This window comes from Myroides sp. DW712 (assembly GCF_046557355.1).
Classification (GTDB): Bacteria; Bacteroidota; Bacteroidia; order Flavobacteriales; family Flavobacteriaceae; genus Flavobacterium.
Genome location: NZ_JBKFDO010000005.1, coordinates 60,704 through 82,138, shown reverse-complemented (window position 1 = coordinate 82,138; position 21,435 = coordinate 60,704). Strand labels below are relative to the sequence as shown.

Below are 21,435 nucleotides of genomic sequence, written 5' to 3'. Positions count from 1 at the left end.
ACAGGAAGACTATGAGAGAGATTAAAAATATTTCAAGAACAAGAGCACAAGTTTCTTCAGCTGCTATTGAGCGTATTTATATTACGATGCGTCATTTGTTTAACCGAGGTTTTTACAAGCCAATGGGCGTTTCTGGAGATACATTAAGAGAGGCTTTGCTTGAATTACGCCCGGAGATTTATGGTACTATTGCAGAGGAAAAGGTAGAGTTAGACGGATTACTGTATGTGATTGAACGTTTACCTATTGGGATTGAGGAGTGCCGATACATCAATTTAACTTCGGATGAAGGGTATTCGTTTTCTCATTTCCAAGCACTTGTACCACCGAAAAGAAGACGAAACTGCTACCGCATTGACGAGGAACAAATGAATATTGAAATCACCAGAGGACGTTCGGATATCTATGATGTATTAACGCATTTGACCTTTATCTTCATTGAGTCCCATAAAATTAAAAACAGAGTTTTAATTGACGAAGAGGGAAAAGTCACCCGCGATTGGAAAAAGATAGAATTAGCAGCGAAGCAAGCAGAACCGTTGGAATTACGAGATAAAGAAGTGACGATATCGCATTTAGCCAATGTATTAGGACGTTCTTTTGCTGAGGTTTTAGCTGTGTATGAGAAATTTTCCATTCCAGAAAATCCAGATCGTTTTTTAGACGTCATCTATTGGTTGGGAAAACTCGCCATTGAAGAAGAGGTAGACAATAATAAGCGTACTATTACATTTAGTCCGTTGTTGCGTGAACGATTGGGACATCATATTTACGGAGAAATTTGGTCGGATCGCATCAAAGAGGTATTGGTAGAAAAAGGACTGTTAGAACGCCCGATTCATATTATCAGCGCCAATATGCACAGCGTGATGAACTCCATTTTTGCACCTCATGTCGTACAAGGAGAGATGGAAGTTGGGGAAGAAGTGGAGATTTATGAAGAATTAAGTAAACCTGAAAATAAAGCTTTGCGTAACTTAGTACGCGAACGCGCGGAAAAAGAGGGAATGATATTTTTATCTGGTGATTCAGGAACCAATATTGATGTGCAAATTTTCGATACTGCTAAGATTAAGTTTGATCAAACGAATTTCAAAGGAGCTACTTTTGACAAAGAATTCCCCGTGATTATCGTAATGGATTATGCTTTTGGAGAGCAAGCCTATGAAACCATCGATGAATTGTTGAAACCCTATAAAAAACAAATTCGCTTAAATGTGGAATCTGTATCGATTATGGGAAAAGCAGGTATTTTGGAAGGAGGAAAAGGCGATATCATGATTCCTTTTGCTCATATTAATGAGGGGACAGGAGACAATTATCCTTTTGACAATGAATTAAGTGTAGCCATGTTTGAAAATTACGGAATTCCAGTGGTGGGCGGAACAATGGTTACAGTACTGGGAACTTCCTTACAAAATAAAGATTTACTCAAGTTTTTCCACGATTCTACGTGGGGAGTAATTGGATTAGAGATGGAAGGATCACATTATCAAAAAGCCATTCAATCGGCTTCTAAAATACGCAAAAGTATTAATCCTGAAGTAAAAGTGCGTTATGCGTATTATGCTTCGGATAATCCGTTAGAAACAGGAAGTACTTTGGCATCTGGAGGATTGGGAACAACAGGAGTAAAACCGACTTATTTGATTACCATAAAAATATTAGAACAAATTTTCAATAGTAAGTAAGATGGAACAGCAAGACAAGCTAGAACATGGTGAATTTGACGACGCTAACCTGCTTGATATAAAAAAAGCCACAGTATCACTTTTAGATACTGTTGGTTTTTTTGTGTTTAAACTAGGAGCCTATATTGCCAGTAAATGGATGTACCTTACGCTTGGGCTAATTATCGGAATAGTCCTGGGTTATGTCAAGTACAACAATTATCAAAAAATGTTGCAAACAGCTGAGTTTAGTGCTAGTAATGGACAAGAAGAGTATGCTATTTTACTTGCGTCAAAATATAAAAGCATCGACTATTTAAATCAACTGGTTGAAGTGAAATTTAGCGATAAATTAGGGTACAAGGGTATTAAGACGGTCAAATTGGAAGGGGTAGAGGATCTCTTTTCTTTTTTGCGTCAAGATAGTTTATATCCGACCATATTCACACCGTTGGCAACAAAAGCAGAATCGTTGAATGAGGCTGTTCACAATTATACGGTTAGCAAAAATTATCCGTATCAAATGCTAAAAATTAAAGCAGAGCAACCTTTCGATATCGATCAGTTTATATCGGATTTGCAAACGCACTTTAATCAACATCCTTATTTTGCTAAGCGTAAGCAAATTGAACAAACTGCTTTAGCTAAGGAAAAAGAGGTACTTGAGGCAGAATGGAATGGAATTAAAGCGTATGCTACGTTGCTAGAGCAAAAAGGAAGTAATAATCTGTCTGAACAAGAGAAGTATTTGGCTCTTTTAGCTAAGAAAAGAGATATTCTCACTCGTTTAAATAAGGTTGAAGTAGCTGAACTTGAATCAAAAGAAGTGCTATTTGTAGTGGATTATGTTACAACAAATTCAATCTTAGGTAAAGAAGAAAGCTCGATAACAAAGACAATCGCTAAGGATATAATCAAAATTGTACTTTTGTTCTTTGTGATAGGATTGATTGTTGATTTTGTACTGTATTATAAAAAAAGAGTGTAAGTCATGAGAGTTGAATCGACGGTATTTGCCGATTGCTTTGTGTTATACCCACGCGTATTTAAAGATGAACGAGGGTATTTTTTTGAAAGTTATAATCACGCTGTTTTTGAAGCGACAACAGGGTTAAAAGTCAATTTTATACAAGATAATCAATCGCATTCACAAAGGGGAACATTAAGAGGTTTACATTTCCAAACAGGAGCACATCAACAAGCAAAGTTAGTACGTGTTATTCAAGGAGAGGTACTTGATGTTATTGTTGACTTACGTCGAGATTCACCCACTTATGGGCAGCATTTGTCTATTGTACTCAATGATTCGGAACAGCAGCAATTATTTATTCCTAGAGGGTTTGCTCATGGATTTTTAGCGTTGAGTGAAACGGTAATTTTTGCTTATAAATGCGATAATTATTATGCTAAAGAAGCAGAACAGGGCTTGTTTTACAACGATCCTGCTTTAGCTATTGATTGGCCAGTGTTGGGCGAGGACTTTATCATTTCTGATAAAGATGCTCATTTACCTTATTTAAATCAGGTGGATCCCTTATGAAACAGATTCTTGTAACAGGAGCTCATGGACAGCTAGGGCAGGCTTTGCAATCTATTAGTAATCAATTTATTGGTTTTAATTTTGTCTTTTTGTCAAGTCTGGCTTTAGATATCTCAAATAACGAGGAGTGTCATCGTGTTTTTGCTGTATATAAACCGAATTTTTGTGTTAATTTTGCTGCTTACACAGATGTAGAAAAAGCGGAAGATGAGGTGGAGCTAGCGTATCAAGTAAATGCTGAAGGATGTAAAAATCTAGCTGAAGTGTGTTTACAATATGATACAACATTGGTGCATATCTCTACGGATTTTGTATTTGATGGCAAGCAAAATAAACCCTATAAAACAACGGATATACCTAATCCAATTAATGTGTATGGGGCGTCAAAGCTAAAGGGAGAACAGTATATTCAACAATTATTAGTTCATTATTATATCATTCGAACCTCTTGGGTCTATTCTGAATTTGGGCATAATTTTCGCAATACAATGTTGAAGTTGGCCAAAACAAAAACAGAACTTAACGTTGTTAATGATCAAATAGGGTGTCCAACACATGCAGTTTCAATTGTTCATTTTATAATGAATATAGTACAGACAAAATCATATGGATTATATCATTATCGAGGAGAAATAATCTGTAGCTGGTATGATTTTGCTGTAGCAATCTTTAAAGAAAACAAAATAAAAATAAAAGTAAACCCAATACCAACGGAGGAGTATCCTACCAAGGCAAAGCGACCAAAATACAGTGTTTTGGGGTAAAATATAAAGGCATTATGAATAGAAAAGTATATGGTTTATTAGTTGTAGCTTTATTGATTTTAGCTAGTTGTGCAAAGAAAACAGAAGAGAAATTCGCTGATGCTTCAAAGATTGAATACGATCAACTATTCAATGAGTCGTCAACTGCTGAGGTATCGCGTAAGATACTAGCTACTACAATAGGTTCGTTATTTAAAATCAAAGATCAATATAAAGATTCTCTCCCTATTTTTCCTTTTTCTAATTCGAACGTCGCCATTTTTAGTTCTTATCCAAAAGATGCTAAGGGTATTCCAATGTTGTCTTACGATGATGAAAACTACTATTATCCGATTACATATACTAGAGCGGCCTTAAGTAATTATCAAAATTTCATCGAAACAAAGGATCCTCAAGCCAAAGAAAATTTCCTTACGATTGTTCAGTATATAGAAGAGCATGTAAAAGATATAAAAGATTTTAGCGTGCTAACGACGTCGGTGTTAGTTCATGATTATCAGTTAAAGGGGGATTGGACTTCCGCTATGGGACAAGGTTTTGCGATTGGTGTAATGATTCAAGCATACCATATGACTCAAGAGGAAAAATATCTAAAATTGTCCCAACGCATGGTACGATCTTTTGATTACCCCATAGAAGAAGGCGGTGTACAAGCAAACTGGGATGGATATCCATTTTATGAAGAATATGCAGATCCTAATTCTCATGTGCTCAACGGATTTATCTTTTCTTTAGGAGGATTATATTACAGCTATAAAGTGACGGGTAATGAAGAAGCTCGTCTTTTGTTTGAGCAGGGAATTAATAGTTTAAAGGCTAGAATTAATCGTTATGATGCTAGTTTTACATCGAATTATAGTAAAGTCACCCACAATGGCATTGATAAATTTGCTTCTGCTATTGGCAATGATCCTGATCACTACCACGAATTGGTCATTTATCAGCTTTTGACGCTTTATAATTGGACGAAAGAAGAGGTATTGAAAGAATATGCGCATAAGTTTTTGAAATATGATACAGGTAATGTTACAGAGTATTATGATCAAAATAAATACAAGGCTATTGAAGCATCGCATAGTATAGATAGTGAAGCGTTTGGAGTTAATCACTTGAATGACGAACTGTGGTCTTGGGGGAATTATTGGAGTACCAATAAAGTAGGTACAACACTTACCTTTGAATTTTGGAGGGAAACAAAAGATATTGAAGGTATTGTTTTTTATGCCATATCAGAAGATACTTTACCTACCGATTATGAAGTATATGTCTATGATCAAGGCAAGTGGGTGAAGGTTTGCCATAGCAGCGAAATCCATAAGAAACATACCAATTACTATAAAACGGATAATTACGAAACATTCATTGTCACCAATTATTTTCCTACCAGCGTGAAAGGAACGAAAGTAAAGCTCGTTTTTAACTCCTTAGGTAGTACAGGTCTGATAACTTTAAGAGAATGTAATCTTTTGTTTGATCGATCACACGAACTAGAGATGATAGAAAGAAATACCGATAGATATCTAATACAACGCTAAATTGTCTATTAAAAAAATATTCAAAAGTGATTTAATGAAGAATATGTCTTCATTGACACTGATTCAGCTCGCAAATTATGCCGTACCGCTTATTTTAATTCCTTATATCAGTAGGATTGTAGGGGTAGAAAACTATGGAAAATTAGAATATGCTCGTGTATTTGTACTATACTTTACGGTGCTGATCGATTACGGATTTAATTATACTGCTACCAGGGAAATCTCGTTAAATCGAGACAATAAGGTGCAGTTAAATAAAATTTTCACTCAGGTAATTCTATGTAAAATGCTGTTGTTTATAGTAGCAACGCTTATCTTTTATTCCTTGATTTATTACGATGAGAGTTTATATGAATTGCGTAAAGTTTTATGGGTTACCTATATTATCAACATCGGTTTTGTTTTTTTTCCTATTTGGTTTTTTCAAGGAATTGAAAAAATAGCCTTTGTATCGATCGTAAATTTTGTTATTAAAATAGGTGTATTAGCCCTCGTTATCTTTTTGCTGAGAGATAAATCGTCCTATTGGATTTATAACCTTTTACAATCGTTAGCCCAAGTTTTGGCAGGAGGATATGCTTTTTATCTCGTCATAAAACGCTATAAAGTGCGATTAGTTAAGGTATCTTTTACGGATATTCGCACTCGTTTTAAGGAAGGCTTAGCCGTCTTTGTGTCCACTTTATTAGTTTCTGTAATTGCTTCTTTTTCGTTTATTATTATGAAACAATATGTGAGTGAGGCCGAACTAGGGGTTTATTCCACTGCATTCAAGTTGGTAATCACGATACAAACTATTTTATTGGTTCCTTTTAGCCAATCGTTTTTTCCTTTTATGGCGGGTCTTTTTGCTAAAGATACTGCCGCTTTTAGGCAAAAAATGAAGAAAGCAGCTCAGTTGCTAATTCTTTTAAATTTGGGAATTGCCCTGTTCTCTTTTGTATTTGCGGAATGGATTATCAAACTATTATTTGGAGAAGAATACCTAGATGCAACAATTCCTTTTCAATGTTTTTTACTGCTTCCCTTGTTTGCTTGTTTAACCAACTTGTATTCGTATCAAGGGTTGTTAAATATGAAGAAGGATAAGGTTTTCTTGGGAATACATATTGTGTTTGCGTTGTTGACTATTGGTCTGAGCTATATTATTATTCCTAGAATGGGGCTTTATGGAACCATCGGTTTGAGGGTAGCGCTAGAGTTAGGTCTATTTGTGTTATCTTGGTTTTATTATCGAAAATATATTGTTAAAGTATGTCCGTAGCCTTGTCTATTATTATTCCGGTGTATAATGCAGCGCAGTATTTACCGAGTTGTATGGAATCGATTTTACAACAGGAAGAAATTGATTTGGAAATAATCGCTATTGACGATTGTTCTACAGATCATTCCCTTGCTGTCTTGCAGAAATATCAACAGGATAAACGCGTAAAGGTGCTCGCATTAGATCAAAATGGTGGACAAGGAAATGCAAGGAATATTGGCCTTTTGGAGGCAAAAGGTGAATTTATTCTATTTATTGATAGTGATGATTATTTGACAGCAGATAAACAGGTACTTCAGAAGCTTTTTTGTCAAATGAGACAGGAGAATTTGGATATTTTAGATTGTTCGTACTACCAAATGGAGGGGAATCGAATAGAAAAGAAAAATGCACAAATACCCAGAAGAAAAACCGGTAGAGACTATTTAAATACAGTGGATGTTTTATCCGTAGTTGTTTGGAACAAGTTGTATCGTCGATCATTTTTAATTGAACATCAATCGTCTTTTAAAAAGCGAAAATATGAAGATGTAAATTTTGTTGTTGAAAATTTCATAGTGGCCCACCATGTGAATACGGCAGATGTTCCGTTTTACAATTATGTAATTCGAGCAAATTCCACGATGACCTCAGTGCCTAAAAAGCAAAATGTACAGGATGTTATTGCTTTAGTACAAGATCTCGAAGTATTATACAGTAAAAACAAGGCGTTATTTCAAGTGGAGAAAACGTTTTTTTATAGCTTTATTGGAGCTGCTAGAATTATAGCAAAGTACACAGGAGAAAAGAAGGAACTTGGGGAATCACTAGCGGAATACCAAAGGTTGTTTAAAAAATATAGGTTTGATATTATTAAATCTAAAACGATAAATAAGGGATTAAGGATGGCTTTGTTTCTTTCTCCTTTTATAGCGAACAAAGTATTGTTGACGTTAAAAAAATAAGCGATGTGTGGTATTTTAGGTAGTATTAATTGGCCCTTGAATGAAGAAATTTTAAATACGCTTATTCATCGTGGGCCAGATAGCGGGGCGTTAGAATCTGTTGTGATTGGACAGAACAGCGTGTATTTAGGCCATAGACGATTAGCTATTGTGGAGCTAACCGAAGCGGGACATCAACCAATGAGAACAAAACAAGGTGATTTTGTCCTCGTATTCAATGGTGAAATTTACAACCATCGAGAGCTTCGCGCTAAGTTGCCACTGGTAGAGTTTAATGGAGAGTCAGATACAGAAACAATACTGTATTATCTAGCGACTTTTGGTATTCAAGGGGTAAAGGATTTTAATGGAATTTTTAGCTTATGCTTCCTCGATGTAGTTCAACAAAAAATGTATTTAGTTCGTGATCCTTTTGGTATAAAACCACTGTATTATACCCAAGATTCAGAGGATCGACTTTGTTTTGCTTCTGAACTAAGACCGCTACACAAAATTAGACAAGAGGCATCTCTAGCGAAAGAAAACATAGCTTCACTTTTGAAGCTTCGCTATAATCCCGCTCCTGATACAATTTATACTCATATTCAGAAATTGAGACCCGGCCATATTTTGCATTGTGATTTGACTCAGCCCCTACAACATTTAACGATAACCACCTACTTAAAGCCTGTTGAATTATCAAAACATTATAGTTTTACTCAAGCGGTTGAAAAATATGGAGTATTGTTTGAAGCGGCAGTAAAACGCCAATTGATGGCAGATGTAGAAATTGGTTCTTTGTTAAGTGGAGGAATTGACTCTGCTTTAGTGACTTATTTTGCACAAAAACATACGCCAACAAAAATGAAGACCTATACCATTGGTTTTGTAGATCATGCATTTGCTAATGAGTTAGAAGAGGCGCAGCGTTCTGCAGATTTCCTTCAAACGGAGCATCATAGCCTCGTGATTTCTGCAGATAATTTTCAGCAAATATTTGAAGAAACTTGTAAAATTGTTGAAGAACCATTAGGAACAACGTCTATTTTACCCATGTATTATTTGAATAAAGCCGTTAGTAAGGATGTAAAGGTTGTTTTGACAGGACAAGGAGCAGATGAACCTTTAGGAGGATATACGCGTTATAGGGGGGAAATGCTAGCTCAACGTTATCCTGCGTTCTTATTTGATTTACTGCGACCCGTTGCCAGATTTTCTAAAAAAGAATCGTGGATTCGCGCCACTCAATCGCTATCAATTCACGACCCGATTAAACGCTGGGAACAGATTTATGCGCTGTTTTCAGATGAGGAGATTCAAGCGCTACTCGGTATTCAAGATACCAAGAGCAAAAGCCGCATTCAGTATTTTTATGACCTCTTAGCTTGTCAAAACAAAAAAGGGGTAGAGGGGATGATGACTATTGATGCAAGAATGAACCTCGCGGATGACTTGCTCATGTATACGGATAAAGTTTCCATGAATTTTACTGTAGAAACGCGCGTACCGATGTTGGATCTAGAATTGGTTGCTTTTTTAGAGTCCTTACCTGTGGACTATAAAATTTTGGGAAATCAAACCAAGCGAATTCATCGAGCTTTTGCTGCAGAAGTATTGCCAAAGGAGATTATACATCGTCCTAAAAAAGGATTTTTATCTCCGACAGAAAAGTGGTTTAGAGAAGATTTAGGTGATTATTATATAAATTTATTGAGTAATACCAAGAAAAGTGTTTATTTTGAACTATTCGATAGGAAAGCCGTTTTGCAAGTGTTCAAAGAACACCAAGCAGGGTATAATAGAGAAAAACAAATATTTACCCTATTGTCTCTGTACTATTTGATTCAATAATTTAAAATTCATGAAGTTAGCCCTGATTACATCTAGATATCCGAAAGAAAACCAACCATATAATCATATGTTTGTTCATGTTCGTGCACTGTATTTTCAGTCACAAGGAGTAGAGGTAACAGTATTGGTTCCAGCAAAATCAGAAGAAAATTACACGTTTCAAGGCATTGCGGTGAAAGAAGCGCCTGCTAAAGTCCTAGTCCGCTTATTGACACAATTTGATGTGCTGTATTTGCATCTTTTAAATCAATATCCACTTGTTGATGGAGGCTTTTCTATTTATAATGCCATTAGAAAAAAGCAGTATAATACGGCAATTTATCTGCATGGGGCAGATGTTTTACTCTATCCAGATGGTTTTTTTGACTTTAAGTGGAAGCTAAAAAGCATGGTTAAAGTCTGCTATACAAATGGGTGGAAAAGATATGCAATGGCTCGATTTTTCAAGAAAATAATGCAAAATAAAAAGTATGCAATTCTCACACCTTCAAAATGGCTAGCCTCTAAATTGCAAGGAATTTATGGCGTAGATCAACAGGCAATTTCGGTTATTCCCAATGGCATTGATGTCGATTTCTTTACAAGTAGTGGAGGATTTGAATCCAGATACAAAATGTTGTGCATTCGCCCTTTGAATAGCGAATATCCCGTAGAGGATTGTGTGCGTTTGATGCAATTTATGCCAGATGCCTTTACCTTGGATATTTATGGTGAAGGAGAAGATTACCCAAAAATTAATCAGCTGATTCAAGAATTAAAACTGAATCATCGCGTTCGTATTGTAAAACAATTCTTTGTTCGAGAAGAATTGCCCCAATTGTTTCAACAATATGGGATCTTTAATGCGTTTTCTAAATCAGATACGCAAGGGGTTACCATGTGTGAAGCAATGGCTTCTAAGTTATTGGTTCTTAGTACAAATAAAACGGCAATACCTGAATTCATTCAAGATAATAAAACCGGTTTGTTATATGATGAACAAGAAGGAATGGAGCATTTTGCTCAAAGAATTGTAACGATATGTAAAGATAGGGAAGCCTTTGATCACATGATTACTTCGGGAAGGATAGCTATGCAACAAATCAATTGGAATACACAAGGAGAAAAAGAGTTAACGCTATTGCGTAAGCTGATGTAAAAGTATAAGAAAATTGAAAATAAAAATTCAAGATATCGATATAGTTATATGGGCACTGTTATTGCCTATTTTGATCATTGATTCCATCAATGGAATGCTGTATGAAAACAATATAGAAACTCCTTTTTCTATTAGTCAAGTCTATAAATTAGGACTTGTTGGTCTTTTCTTGTTGCGCTTGCTAAAAACACCGAAGTACCTTGGGATTGTTTTTGCCTTGTTTGGCTACATGATTTTACCCTCTGTCGTGCGGTGGAGTAAGGGAATGATTGATGCAAAGATTATTATTCAAGACTTAATATTCGCTTTTAAGTATTTGATAATCGTTATATCCTTTTTTTATTTTAAGGTTGTACTGTCAACGCTACCCCGGGCTGAAATTCCCAAATATTTTATATGGATTAAGTTGTCATATTTCGTATTAGCAGTGAATTTAAGCCTGAAATTAGTTGGTTTAGGCTATCCGATGTACCTCACTGGCAATATTGGGTCAAGAGGTTTTTTTATTGCAGGAAATGAGATTTCTGCCTTATTGATTATTCTTTCCTGTATTTTGGGGTACTACTATTGGGTAGTTAATAAAAATGTTCGATTATTTGTCACGTACGGCGTGATTAGTTTTTTTCTAGGGCTTCTAATTAGTTCGAAAACAGGTATGTTGGGTATTATATTAGTCTATCTCCTAATCATCGGAAGCACTACTAGGTTTGATTTACGTAGTAAAAAAACGGTAAAACGCTTGTTGTATATTCTAACGGTCTGCCTTGTTTTTTTAGGTGGGATTGTTCTTTTTGTTCAAAATTCGGCCATTATGAGCCGTTATTTGTTCTTTTGGCATAAGATGGATTTCTTTACGTTTATGCTTTCAAGTCGAAATATCTTTTTAGCCGAAATGTTGCCTATCTTTGAATCGAGTTATACAACCTTAGAAAAGTGGATTGGCGTTGGGAATACAAGCTTTGAAGAGCTAGCGAATCAAAAGATAGAAATTGATTTTTTAGATATTTTGTTTACTTATGGCTATCTGGGTGCACTACTTTTCGGTGTATTATTAGGGGTATATTATAACAAAGTTTTAAAACTGATAAAGAAGAAAACAAGTTTTGTCTATGCAAAGTTGAGTTTACTATGTGGATTCATCCTTGTTTTACTGTCTTGCCTTTCGGGGCATATTTTTAATTCTGGTATTGCTGGTATATTCATCGGTTTTGTCTTGTCTTTAGCTTATTATAAAAAATCAGATGGATAGAAAATTTGTTTTTTATGCTGCTGGACTTTTTGGAGTCGTAACCCCTATTTACACCAAATTGGGCAATGTTGCATTGGGTATCTTTGCGGTGTTTATTGCTGTTCATTTACTTAAAAACAGGCAAGCAGTTCCAAGTACGATTGCTAATTGGAGTAAATTTATTTTTGGTACTACTATCTTTATCATCGTCTTGTTGCTTCTTGGATTAACCTACACTGACTATACGAGTCGGGCGTTTAAGTTATTTGGCAATTATTTTTCCTACCTCTTAGTTCCCTTCTTATTCCTTTTCGCTCCCTTTGATTTACTTCAAGGTATACGCGAAAAAGCCACGCAGTATTTTGTTTATGGCTGCGTGATAAGCAGTGTTATTTTACTAGGACACAATTTTTATGACTACTTTTTAGCTAAAGGAGGATGGATTATTGAAGAAGATTTATTTGGGTACTATTACACCTACCATGAATTCGCTACTTTTTTAAAATTTCATCCAACCCTTTTAGGAACGTACTATATTTTTGCGCTTTTGGTGCTCCATGAATCTAAATATTGGACGAACAAAGTATTGAAAATAATCTTTAGTTTCATCTTGATTCTCTGTATTATTTTCTTGAATTCAAGAGCTGTTTATTTGCTATTAGCCCTCTATGGGATGGTTTATTCTTTTCAACGGGGTAGTGCACTATTTCGAAAGAGTAAAGGTCGATTTGTCGGATTACTTGTTTTAGGAATTGCAATGGCTACAGGGGGATTAATGTTGCTGAAAGATACTTATATCTATGAGCGTATGACGGATCAGTTGATCTGGGAATTGAAAGAAAACAATGGAACTTTTTATGACGATCAGCATCAAAACGATAGTAGAGTTTCGCGTTGGGAGGCAATTTATAAGCATGCCCTACAAAAACCTTTGCTGGGATTTGGTGCTGGTAGTGAAGATCAAGAGGTGCTAGTTGCATATAAAGAAGCGGATTTACAGCATGCCTTAGCCTATGAATATGGTCCTCATAATCAATATCTATCCTTTTTGGTAGCCTATGGTTTTCTGGGGTTAGGTTGTTTTGTGTTTTACCTCTATTATCAGCTGCGACTCGCTTGCTTGGGTAGAGATAGGGTATATTTTGGTTTGATTATAGCTGTTGCACTATCGTGTATGTTTGATTCTGTGCTTTATCTCAATACTACTATTATCTTTTTTGCGTTTTTTGGAAATCTATTTACCTTTTTAAGTTGGAAAAGCAAAATAACAGATTAATTCTAGTAAGCGGTATATTTTTACTACTGCAATTGCTGTTAGATTTTATTGGAACGCGTCTACTTGATCCACAGGTGGATACTATTTTTATAAATGTAGCAAAAGGCATTAAACTATTATTTTTAGTACTGATGTGTAGGGGTTTACTCAAACGCAAGGTATACCAACCCCTCTATGGTGCATTGATTTTAGGAGGAATGGTCCTCGTGGGACAAGGAGTGTTGTATCCTAGCTGGAAAGCGATTCCTTGGCTGACTATATTGCGCGAGTGGATGCTGTATAGCGGTGGAATTAGCATGGCTTTTTTTTTCCAATCCTTGTATTTGAAAGCGACTCCATCTACTTTTAGTAAGGCTTTGCGCTTGACACTTGGAGTGATTTTAGTTGTTTGTTTCTCTATAATTTTAGGTCTTCTCTTTGAGATTACGCTGTTCAAAACATACCGTGGAGGAATGCGATTTGGCTATACCGGACTACTTCATAAATCAGCCGCCGCAACGTACTTTTTTATTGGGAGTATTTGCCTTAGCTTCTACTATACCCATATACTGAAAATATGGAATTCTTGGATTTTTTATTTTATTTTAGGATGCTCTCTCTTGGTAGGTACAAAAGGTATTTACTTGTTTAATGGGCTTTTTATTCTTTATATGTGTTGGGTAAATCAAGGATATAAAAAGAAGGTTTTTTATTTGAGTATTTTAGGGGCGACTGCCAGTATTATTCTTTTGGGAATAAGTGGAGTTGCTACGCAAAGCAGTACATTTCAGCTGTTTAAATCCATTTATTCTGAACATGGCTTGTTAACTAGTTTGATGAGTTTTCGAAATGAAATCTTTGTAGAAAAAGGAACCTTGTACCTTGAAAAGTGGCAGTGGGAGAACTATTTTATTGGCGGAAAACTACCAGAACTCGGATTGTTTGAGATGAGTCTCGTCGATTTGTATGTTTTTTTTGGTGGTTTTGGCTTGATTTATGTACTGTATTTATACTATAAAAGTGGAATAGTTCTCGGAATGGAACCTAATACAAAACAATATCTCTCTTTTTGTTATTTGAGTATTTTAATAATTAGTATTTTTGTAGGGCAGTTATTTGTTAATTTTTCATCCATATTTTTTATTCTTTGGGTTTTATTTTTAATAAATAACGGAGAAATGGTAAAAAAAATAGACTAATTAGTGGAAGCGACACAACACTTTTTTGATATAGATATTGCTAATTTAACGATGGCTGAAACTATTGCTGTTATCAATGAATCCATTGATAATAAACAACCTATACTACACATTGTTGTTAATGCAGCTAAATTGGTCAATATGCAACACGATGCTGAACTAAAAGAAAGCATCCTCAAGGCAGATTTGGTTAATGCTGATGGAATGGCTGTGGTATGGGCTTCTAAACTCTTAAGAAAACCACTAAAAGAAAGAGTAGCGGGTATTGATCTTTTTGATCAATTGGTTCAAAATGCTAGCAAAAGAAAGGAAAAAATTTTCTTATTAGGAGCAAAAGAGGACGTTGTCACGGAAGTAGCGAGGATTTATTCCTCAAAATATGGGGAAGAAATAATCGGAGGGTACCGAAATGGCTATTTTACAGCAAAAGAAGAGCACGAAATAATTGAGGCTATTGTACAAAGTCAGTCCACGTATCTTTTTGTAGCCATGAGCTCACCAAAAAAGGAAATCTTTTTATCCACGTATAAAGAGGCCTTGCAAACGGTGGGGTTTATTATGGGAGTAGGCGGAAGTTTTGACGTAATTTCAGGTAAAGTAAAGAGGGCACCTGTATGGATGCAGAAAATAGGTATGGAGTGGTTTTATCGCTTTTTACAAGAACCAAAACGAATGTGGAAAAGAAGTTTTGTCGATAATGGCAAGTTCCTAGGTTTAATAGCAAAAGAACTAATACAAAAAAAATGAAACGAATTTTAATAACTGGAGCAGCAGGTTTCTTAGGATCTCATTTATGTGATCGATTCCTCGCAGAGGGATTCCATGTCATAGGCATGGATAATCTCATTACAGGTGATTTGAAGAATATCGAACATTTGTTTTCAGAAGCTCATTTTGAGTTCTATCATCACGATGTAACAAAGTTTGTGCATGTTCCTGGTTCATTGGATTATATTCTTCATTTTGCCTCTCCAGCAAGCCCAATCGACTATTTAAAAATACCCATTCAAACCTTAAAAGTAGGATCTTTAGGTACACATAACTTATTGGGCCTAGCACGCGTAAAAAAGGCGCGTATTTTAATCGCTTCAACTTCCGAAGTATATGGAGATCCTTTAGTTCATCCACAGACCGAAGAATATTATGGCAATGTCAATAGTATTGGTCCAAGAGGGGTTTACGACGAGGCAAAACGCTTCCAAGAGTCCATGACGATGGCGTACCATACCTTTCACGGTTTAGAAACGAGAATTGTGCGTATTTTTAATACGTATGGACCTCGTATGCGACTCAATGACGGCAGAGTAATTCCAGCCTTTATTGGACAAGCCTTGAGAGGGGAAGACTTAACTGTTTTTGGCGACGGAAGTCAAACGCGTTCGTTTTGTTATGTAGACGATCAAGTGGAAGGGATCTATCGCTTGTTGCTGTCAGATTATCATTTACCAGTGAATATTGGTAACCCAGATGAAATTTCCATCTTAGATTTCGCTCAAGAAATTATCCGCTTGACAAATAGTGAACAAAAAATAATTTATAAAGATTTGCCAATAAATGATCCTTTGCAGCGTTGTCCTGATATAACCAAAGCTCAAATGATTTTGGGATGGGCTCCTACAGTTGGTCGTGCAGAAGGAATGCAACGAACTTTAGCTTATTTCAAGGCATTTACAACAGCTGATTTGGCTAAAGAAGAACACAAAGATTTTTCAAACTACATTTATTAATGAGTAAAAAAGCAGGGAGGTATTCTTATATCATCCGCCCATTAACAACTTGTATTGATTTAATTACAATCAACATGATGGCTCAGGTGTGGTTTTCCACCTTGACGGAGCAACATTATTTGTTTCATCTTGTATTGTCTTTAGGATGGCTCATTGCCGCAGGATTAAGCGACTATTACGAGGTATATCGACATACCAAGACCGTTCACGTAGCCGAAAAAGTATTCAAGCAATTTGTATTCCAATTTATATTGGTTGCGTCGTATAATGGCGTTTTTGAGCGTTTTGCCGAAATTAGGGATCTCATTGGTTATGGAATCTCGATTTTTGTCATTATCTGTACGATAAAATTTACCATTTTCTTCCTGCTGAAGTACATCCGAAAATTTTTGGGTGGTAACTTCAGAAATATTGTGCTTTTGGGGAATGACAAAGAAATTAATAACCTTAAATCTGTATTGTTAAAACGAAAAGATTTAGGTTATCGCATTAATAATCACTTTTTTAATTTGGAAGATGAGAGTTTAGAAAGCCTTAAAGCTTATTTATCTCAAAATTTGGTGGATGAACTTTTTATGCAGTTCTCTTTGACCAAGGAGAAAAACTTTCTGGAAATTCTCGAATTTGCAGACAATAGTATGATTACAGTACGCTATGTACCTACACAAAAGGATATTCTAAACAATAATTTAACCATTGAATACTACGATTTAATCCCCGTAGTGCCTAGACGTGTTATTCCGTTGGATAAACCCTACAACAAATTGTTGAAACGCTTATTTGATCTGGTTTTTTCTTTCCTTGTTATCGTGTTGGTTTTATCGTGGTTGGTTCCTCTAATTGCTATTTTGATTAAGAAAGAATCCAAAGGACCTGTGTTCTTTAAACAAAAACGAACGGGATTAAACGATGAAGATTTCTGGTGTTACAAGTTTCGATCCATGCGAATCAATGATGAGAGTGATAAACAACAAGCTACACGAAATGATCAGCGAATTACGAAAATTGGCGCTTTTTTACGCAAGTCGAGTTTGGATGAATTTCCGCAGTTTATCAATGTGTTTTTGGGTGATATGTCCATTGTAGGGCCACGACCCCATATGGTTGTACACACCAAGATGTATTCCAAACGCGTGAGTCGATTTATGTTGAGACACTTGGTTAAACCGGGTATTACAGGTATGGCTCAAACTCACGGTTATCGCGGAGAAATTGAAAATGATCGCGATATTATCAATCGCTTCAAATACGATTTGTTTTACCTGGAAAACTGGTCCATTTTACTAGATATGAAGATTATCTATCTGACGGTGTACAACGTTTTTGCTGGAGAAGAAAAAGCATACTAGTTGCTTTTTATCCACTTGCGCTTCTTATTCTTAGGAAGTTTTTCTTTATTCGTTTTTTTATAATTATTTTTGAACCATAATAACAAACAACACACGTAATGAAAATTTTATTATTAGGTTCAGGTGGACGCGAACATGCACTTACTTGGAAGATGTTACAAAGTCCACAGTGTGAAGCTGTATTTGTAGCTCCTGGAAATGCTGGAACAGCACAGATTGCACAAAATATAGCAATCAATCCCAATGATTTTGACGCGGTAAAACAGACCGTTCTAGCGTATCAAATTGACATGGTAGTGGTAGGACCAGAAGATCCTTTAGTAAAGGGAATTGTTGACTTCTTTAAACAAGACTCAACAATTCAGCATATTCCAGTTATAGGACCTTCAAAAGAAGCAGCTCAATTAGAAGGTAGTAAGGATTTTGCAAAGGAATTCCTCATGAGGCATCAAATCCCTACAGCAGCCTATCAAAGTTTTACAAAAGATACGGTAGAAGAAGGAAAAAAATTCTTAGAAACAGTAAAAGCACCTTATGTTTTAAAAGCTGACGGACTTGCAGCGGGTAAAGGTGTGGTGATTTTGGAAGATTTAGATGATGCAAAAGCTGAATTAGAAAACATGTTAGTAGACGCCAAATTTGGTGATGCTAGCTCTAAAGTAGTCATTGAAGAGTTCTTGTCGGGGATTGAGTTAAGTTGTTTCGTTTTGACTGATGGAACATCCTATAAATTATTACCTACAGCCAAAGACTACAAACGCATTGGCGAAGGAGATAAAGGATTGAATACTGGTGGGATGGGAGCCGTTTCTCCGGTACCTTTTGCAACAGCTGAATTCTTGAAAAAAATAGAAGATCGCATTGTAATTCCTACAGTAGAAGGCATTAAAAAAGATCAGTTAGACTATAAAGGATTTATATTCATTGGTATCATCAAAGTAGGTGATGATCCTATGGTAATCGAATATAATGTTCGCATGGGAGATCCCGAAACAGAGGTAGTAATGCCAAGGGTAAAATCAGATTTAGTGGCGTTATTTCAAGCTATGGCAAACGAAGAGTTAGCTGCTATGACCATTGAATTAGACGAACGTACAGCAACCACTGTTATGCTTGTGTCTGGAGGATATCCAGGGGATTATGAGAAAGGAAAAGTAATTACAGGAATTGAAAGCGTAGAAGATTCAATTGTTTTTCACGCAGGAACCACAGTAAAAGAGAACCAAATCGTCACCAATGGAGGACGTGTTTTAGCCGTTACATCCTATGGAAACTCGTACGAAGAGGCATTAAAAAAATCTTATCAAAATATAGATAAACTAAATTTTGATAAGATTTATTATCGTAAAGATATCGGATTCGATCTTTAAGATAGTTGATTACTTTAGAAAGGAGTGGGCTGTCGTATCTTGTGTATCTTCGTCATTTGATTTAAACAGTTGTAATTGTTTTAACCAAAATACAAAGTAGTAGCACGTAATTAGGATGAAAATCCAAGTAATGATGTTTGCAGTCCACCAGTTCTCAAGTTCTAGTTTTGCAAAGAAATCCATTGGGATGAAAAGTACCTTTTCAAACAAGAATCCTAAACCATTAAAAAATGAAGTCATTTTCCTTTATTTTTAAATTAGATAATAGTATTTGAATGCTATAATATTTAGTACGAATACAAAATACCCAAAGAAACAAATTATACTACAAAAATATAAAATATATACATGTTAGCAAGTATTTTTAGTAAAACTAGACCGATTAACTATATCATGCTTACGCTTTTAATCGTAATAGGCTACAGTTTATTTATTGGTTTAGATTTTAGCATTGAATGGACTACTTTCGAAATCATCAAAAGAGGAAGTGTTTTATTGTTGCTATTGCTGATGATGTATGTCTCTCAATTTATTGTTTCTAGGAATCGATTAGTGGATGATTCGGCTTATGTACCGCTTATTTTTACCAGTTTTTTGTTCCTTTTTCCCACTTCGTTTGAGAATGTAAGGGTCATTATTGCGAGCTATTTTATTTTGTTAGCCCTGAGACGTATTTTTTCTTTACACTCGTTAAAACAGTCAAAAGAAAAGTTATTAGATGCCTCATTATGGATTTGTATGGCTAGTTTGTTTCACTTTTGGAGCATTCTTTATTTTGCACTTTTGTTTTATGCTATTGCCTTCTTTGGAGTAAAAGATTATCGAAACTGGATTATCCCTTTAGTCGCGTTGTTAGGGGCGTCTATTTTTCTGAGCCTCTATTTGCTTATGCAAGAGATGCACTTTCTAGATTGGTGGATGGATCGCGTTCAAGTGAGTTTCGATTTTATGTATTTTGACAATGTATTTCAAAATATTGCTTTAGCCGTCTTTGTGTCTATTGCCTTACTCTATGCGGTTTCTCAAGCCTTAGCAATCAAAAGCAAACCATATAATATGCAAAACACCTACAAGAAAATTATTTTGTCTTTTCTCATAGGTGCTGTGATATACTGTATTTCTGCAGATAAATCCAACGGATTACTATTGTTTACTTTTTTTCCTTTGGCCATCTTAGGGGCAAACTATATTGAAAGTATTCCACAACGTTGGCGAAAAGAGGCAAACGTGTATAGTATCTTCTTTATTGGATTATTTTTCTACTTTATGCAATTGATAATTTTATAGTTTTTGACCATACGCTAAATCACCCGCATCGCCTAAACCTGGAACAATGTAATTGTTTTCATCTAGTTTTTCATCTAGCGTAGCGACCCATAAATGAACGCCATCAGGTAAACTTTGTTCTAAGTATGCAATCCCTTCTGGAGCTGCAATAACAACTGCAAGATGCAATTCTTTGGGTTGTTCTTCCGTCATTAATTTGTTGATTACGGCAACTAACGATTGTCCTGTGGCTAGCATCGGATCAATAAGAATTAGTATTTTATCTTGGAATGAAGGTGCTGCTTGGTATTCTACTAAGATTTGACCCGCTTCTCCATGTTTTCCATGACGGCGATAAGCCGAAACAAATCCATTTTCCGCATCGTCAAAAAAGTTCATAAACCCAGTGTGTAAGGCTAATCCTGCGCGCAGGATCGAACAAAGTACCACGTTGTCTTCGACACAAGTGGTGTGTTTTACTCCCAGAGGGGTTTGAACAGCAACTGATTTATAAGGTAAGGTCTTACTCAATTCATAAGCCATAATCTCCCCAATGCGCTCAATGTTTTTTCTAAAACGCATGCTGTCTTTCTGAATGTTAACATCGCGAAGCTGTGCTAAGAAATGATTTAAAATGCTGTTTTCCTCTGAAATATAGTGAATTTTCATAACGGTATAATTAGTACCATAAAAGTATTAAAACTATATTTGTAAATAAAATTATTCATATGTTTTCAGACTTAGCATTTCCGATATTCGAAGAGAGTATTCGCGATTATCATAAATACGACAATGTAGATCAGCCAATTAACAACCCTTATCCGAAAGATGATATTAAACATTTATTATATCTAAAAAACTGGATTGATACGGTTCAATGGCATTTTGAGGATATTATTCGCGATCCACAGATTGATCCAGTTGCGGCTTTAGCCTTGAAAAGAAGAATTGATGCGTCCAATCAAGAGCGCACGGATATGGTAGAATACATTGATAGCTATTTCTTGAATAAGTATCAAGATGTAGCAGTAAAACCCAATGCGAAGATTAATTCAGAAAGTCCGGCTTGGGCAATTGACCGTTATTCTATCTTGGCCTTGAAAATTTACCATATGCGCGAAGAAGCAACAAGACCTGAAGCGACACAAGATCACCGCGATAAATGTCAAGCAAAATTAGACGTGTTATTGGAACAAAAACAAGATTTATCTACAGCAATTGACGATTTATTAAACGATATCGCAAATGGAGATAAATACATGAAAGTTTACAAGCAAATGAAAATGTATAATGACGAGGAACTAAATCCAGTCTTATACCAAAATAAAAAATAAGATATTCAACGATACGGAACCA

20 protein-coding genes are annotated in these 21,435 nt (G+C 35.6%); 18 read left to right on the top strand and 2 right to left on the bottom strand.

Going from position 1 to position 21,435, the window contains the following annotated elements:
* Positions 1 to 11: 11 nt before the first annotated feature.
* From ACLJX0_RS05660 to purD, 16 genes are all read left to right on the top strand, one after another.
* Positions 12 to 1,691 carry a DUF6909 family protein gene (locus tag ACLJX0_RS05660; protein ID WP_410879109.1) on the top strand — a complete coding sequence of 560 codons (1,680 nt, stop codon included), beginning with the start codon at positions 12 to 14 and terminating at the stop codon, positions 1,689 to 1,691.
* A 1-nt stretch (position 1,692) separates the two neighbouring features.
* Entirely contained in the window at positions 1,693 to 2,658 is a 966-nt protein-coding gene (locus tag ACLJX0_RS05655; protein ID WP_410879108.1) for a hypothetical protein, read from the top strand.
* A 3-nt stretch (positions 2,659 to 2,661) separates the two neighbouring features.
* The gene (gene rfbC / locus ACLJX0_RS05650; RefSeq protein WP_410879107.1) at positions 2,662 to 3,210 is read left to right on the top strand and encodes a dTDP-4-dehydrorhamnose 3,5-epimerase; all 549 of its coding nucleotides are present in this window, start codon (positions 2,662 to 2,664) and stop codon (positions 3,208 to 3,210) included.
* On the top strand, positions 3,207 to 3,974 hold the full coding sequence (gene rfbD, locus ACLJX0_RS05645) for a dTDP-4-dehydrorhamnose reductase (RefSeq protein ID WP_410879106.1): 768 nt from the start codon (positions 3,207 to 3,209) through the stop codon (positions 3,972 to 3,974). The genes rfbC and rfbD overlap by 4 nt, the downstream gene beginning before the upstream one ends.
* 14 nt (positions 3,975 to 3,988) lie before the next feature.
* Positions 3,989 to 5,509: a D-glucuronyl C5-epimerase family protein gene (locus tag ACLJX0_RS05640; RefSeq protein WP_410879105.1), complete on the top strand. Its 1,521-nt coding sequence runs from the start codon at positions 3,989 to 3,991 to the stop codon at positions 5,507 to 5,509.
* A gap of 34 nt (positions 5,510 to 5,543) precedes the next feature.
* Entirely contained in the window at positions 5,544 to 6,773 is a 1,230-nt protein-coding gene (locus ACLJX0_RS05635; protein ID WP_410879104.1) for a flippase, read from the top strand.
* Positions 6,764 to 7,717, top strand: coding sequence for a glycosyltransferase family 2 protein (locus ACLJX0_RS05630; RefSeq protein ID WP_410879103.1), 954 nt, complete (start codon positions 6,764 to 6,766; stop codon positions 7,715 to 7,717). Before ACLJX0_RS05635 ends, ACLJX0_RS05630 begins: the two co-directional genes overlap by 10 nt.
* Before the next feature lie 3 nt (positions 7,718 to 7,720).
* Positions 7,721 to 9,547: an asparagine synthase (glutamine-hydrolyzing) gene (gene asnB / locus ACLJX0_RS05625; protein ID WP_410879102.1), complete on the top strand. Its 1,827-nt coding sequence runs from the start codon at positions 7,721 to 7,723 to the stop codon at positions 9,545 to 9,547.
* A gap of 10 nt (positions 9,548 to 9,557) precedes the next feature.
* Positions 9,558 to 10,685, top strand: a complete 1,128-nt coding sequence (locus ACLJX0_RS05620; protein ID WP_410879100.1) for a glycosyltransferase family 4 protein — start codon at positions 9,558 to 9,560, stop codon at positions 10,683 to 10,685.
* A gap of 13 nt (positions 10,686 to 10,698) precedes the next feature.
* The gene (locus tag ACLJX0_RS05615) at positions 10,699 to 11,934 is read left to right on the top strand and encodes an O-antigen ligase family protein (protein ID WP_410879098.1); all 1,236 of its coding nucleotides are present in this window, start codon (positions 10,699 to 10,701) and stop codon (positions 11,932 to 11,934) included.
* The gene (locus tag ACLJX0_RS05610; RefSeq protein ID WP_410879097.1) at positions 11,927 to 13,189 is read left to right on the top strand and encodes an O-antigen ligase family protein; all 1,263 of its coding nucleotides are present in this window, start codon (positions 11,927 to 11,929) and stop codon (positions 13,187 to 13,189) included. Before ACLJX0_RS05615 ends, ACLJX0_RS05610 begins: the two co-directional genes overlap by 8 nt.
* Positions 13,165 to 14,367, top strand: coding sequence for a hypothetical protein (locus ACLJX0_RS05605; RefSeq protein WP_410879096.1), 1,203 nt, complete (start codon positions 13,165 to 13,167; stop codon positions 14,365 to 14,367). The genes ACLJX0_RS05610 and ACLJX0_RS05605 overlap by 25 nt, the downstream gene beginning before the upstream one ends.
* A gap of 3 nt (positions 14,368 to 14,370) precedes the next feature.
* Entirely contained in the window at positions 14,371 to 15,114 is a 744-nt protein-coding gene (locus ACLJX0_RS05600; protein ID WP_410879095.1) for a WecB/TagA/CpsF family glycosyltransferase, read from the top strand.
* Positions 15,111 to 16,094, top strand: a complete 984-nt coding sequence (locus ACLJX0_RS05595; protein ID WP_410879094.1) for a UDP-glucuronic acid decarboxylase family protein — start codon at positions 15,111 to 15,113, stop codon at positions 16,092 to 16,094. Before ACLJX0_RS05600 ends, ACLJX0_RS05595 begins: the two co-directional genes overlap by 4 nt.
* The gene (locus ACLJX0_RS05590; protein WP_410879093.1) at positions 16,094 to 17,443 is read left to right on the top strand and encodes an exopolysaccharide biosynthesis polyprenyl glycosylphosphotransferase; all 1,350 of its coding nucleotides are present in this window, start codon (positions 16,094 to 16,096) and stop codon (positions 17,441 to 17,443) included. The genes ACLJX0_RS05595 and ACLJX0_RS05590 overlap by 1 nt, the downstream gene beginning before the upstream one ends.
* A gap of 98 nt (positions 17,444 to 17,541) precedes the next feature.
* The gene (purD, locus tag ACLJX0_RS05585; RefSeq protein WP_410879092.1) at positions 17,542 to 18,813 is read left to right on the top strand and encodes a phosphoribosylamine--glycine ligase; all 1,272 of its coding nucleotides are present in this window, start codon (positions 17,542 to 17,544) and stop codon (positions 18,811 to 18,813) included.
* 9 nt (positions 18,814 to 18,822) lie between these two features.
* Here the strand turns inward: purD and ACLJX0_RS05580 are convergent, their stop codons facing one another.
* Positions 18,823 to 19,053 carry a DUF6341 family protein gene (locus ACLJX0_RS05580; protein WP_410879091.1) on the bottom strand — a complete coding sequence of 77 codons (231 nt, stop codon included), beginning with the start codon at positions 19,051 to 19,053 and terminating at the stop codon, positions 18,823 to 18,825.
* A gap of 108 nt (positions 19,054 to 19,161) precedes the next feature.
* Between ACLJX0_RS05580 and ACLJX0_RS05575 the strand changes: the two genes are divergently transcribed.
* On the top strand, positions 19,162 to 20,100 hold the full coding sequence (locus tag ACLJX0_RS05575; RefSeq protein WP_410879090.1) for a DUF6427 family protein: 939 nt from the start codon (positions 19,162 to 19,164) through the stop codon (positions 20,098 to 20,100).
* On the opposite strand, the gene upp is transcribed toward ACLJX0_RS05575, so the two are convergent.
* A complete protein-coding gene (upp, locus tag ACLJX0_RS05570; protein ID WP_410879089.1) occupies positions 20,095 to 20,748 on the bottom strand; it encodes a uracil phosphoribosyltransferase in 654 nt (217 codons plus the stop codon). The two genes, ACLJX0_RS05575 and upp, sit on opposite strands and share 6 nt — an antisense overlap.
* A 59-nt stretch (positions 20,749 to 20,807) precedes the next feature.
* Here upp and ACLJX0_RS05565 point away from each other — a divergent pair, with 59 nt between their 5' ends.
* Positions 20,808 to 21,413 (top strand): DUF4254 domain-containing protein, encoded by a 606-nt coding sequence (locus ACLJX0_RS05565; RefSeq protein WP_410879088.1) that lies wholly within the window; start codon positions 20,808 to 20,810, stop codon positions 21,411 to 21,413.
* Positions 21,414 to 21,435 lie beyond the last annotated feature (22 nt).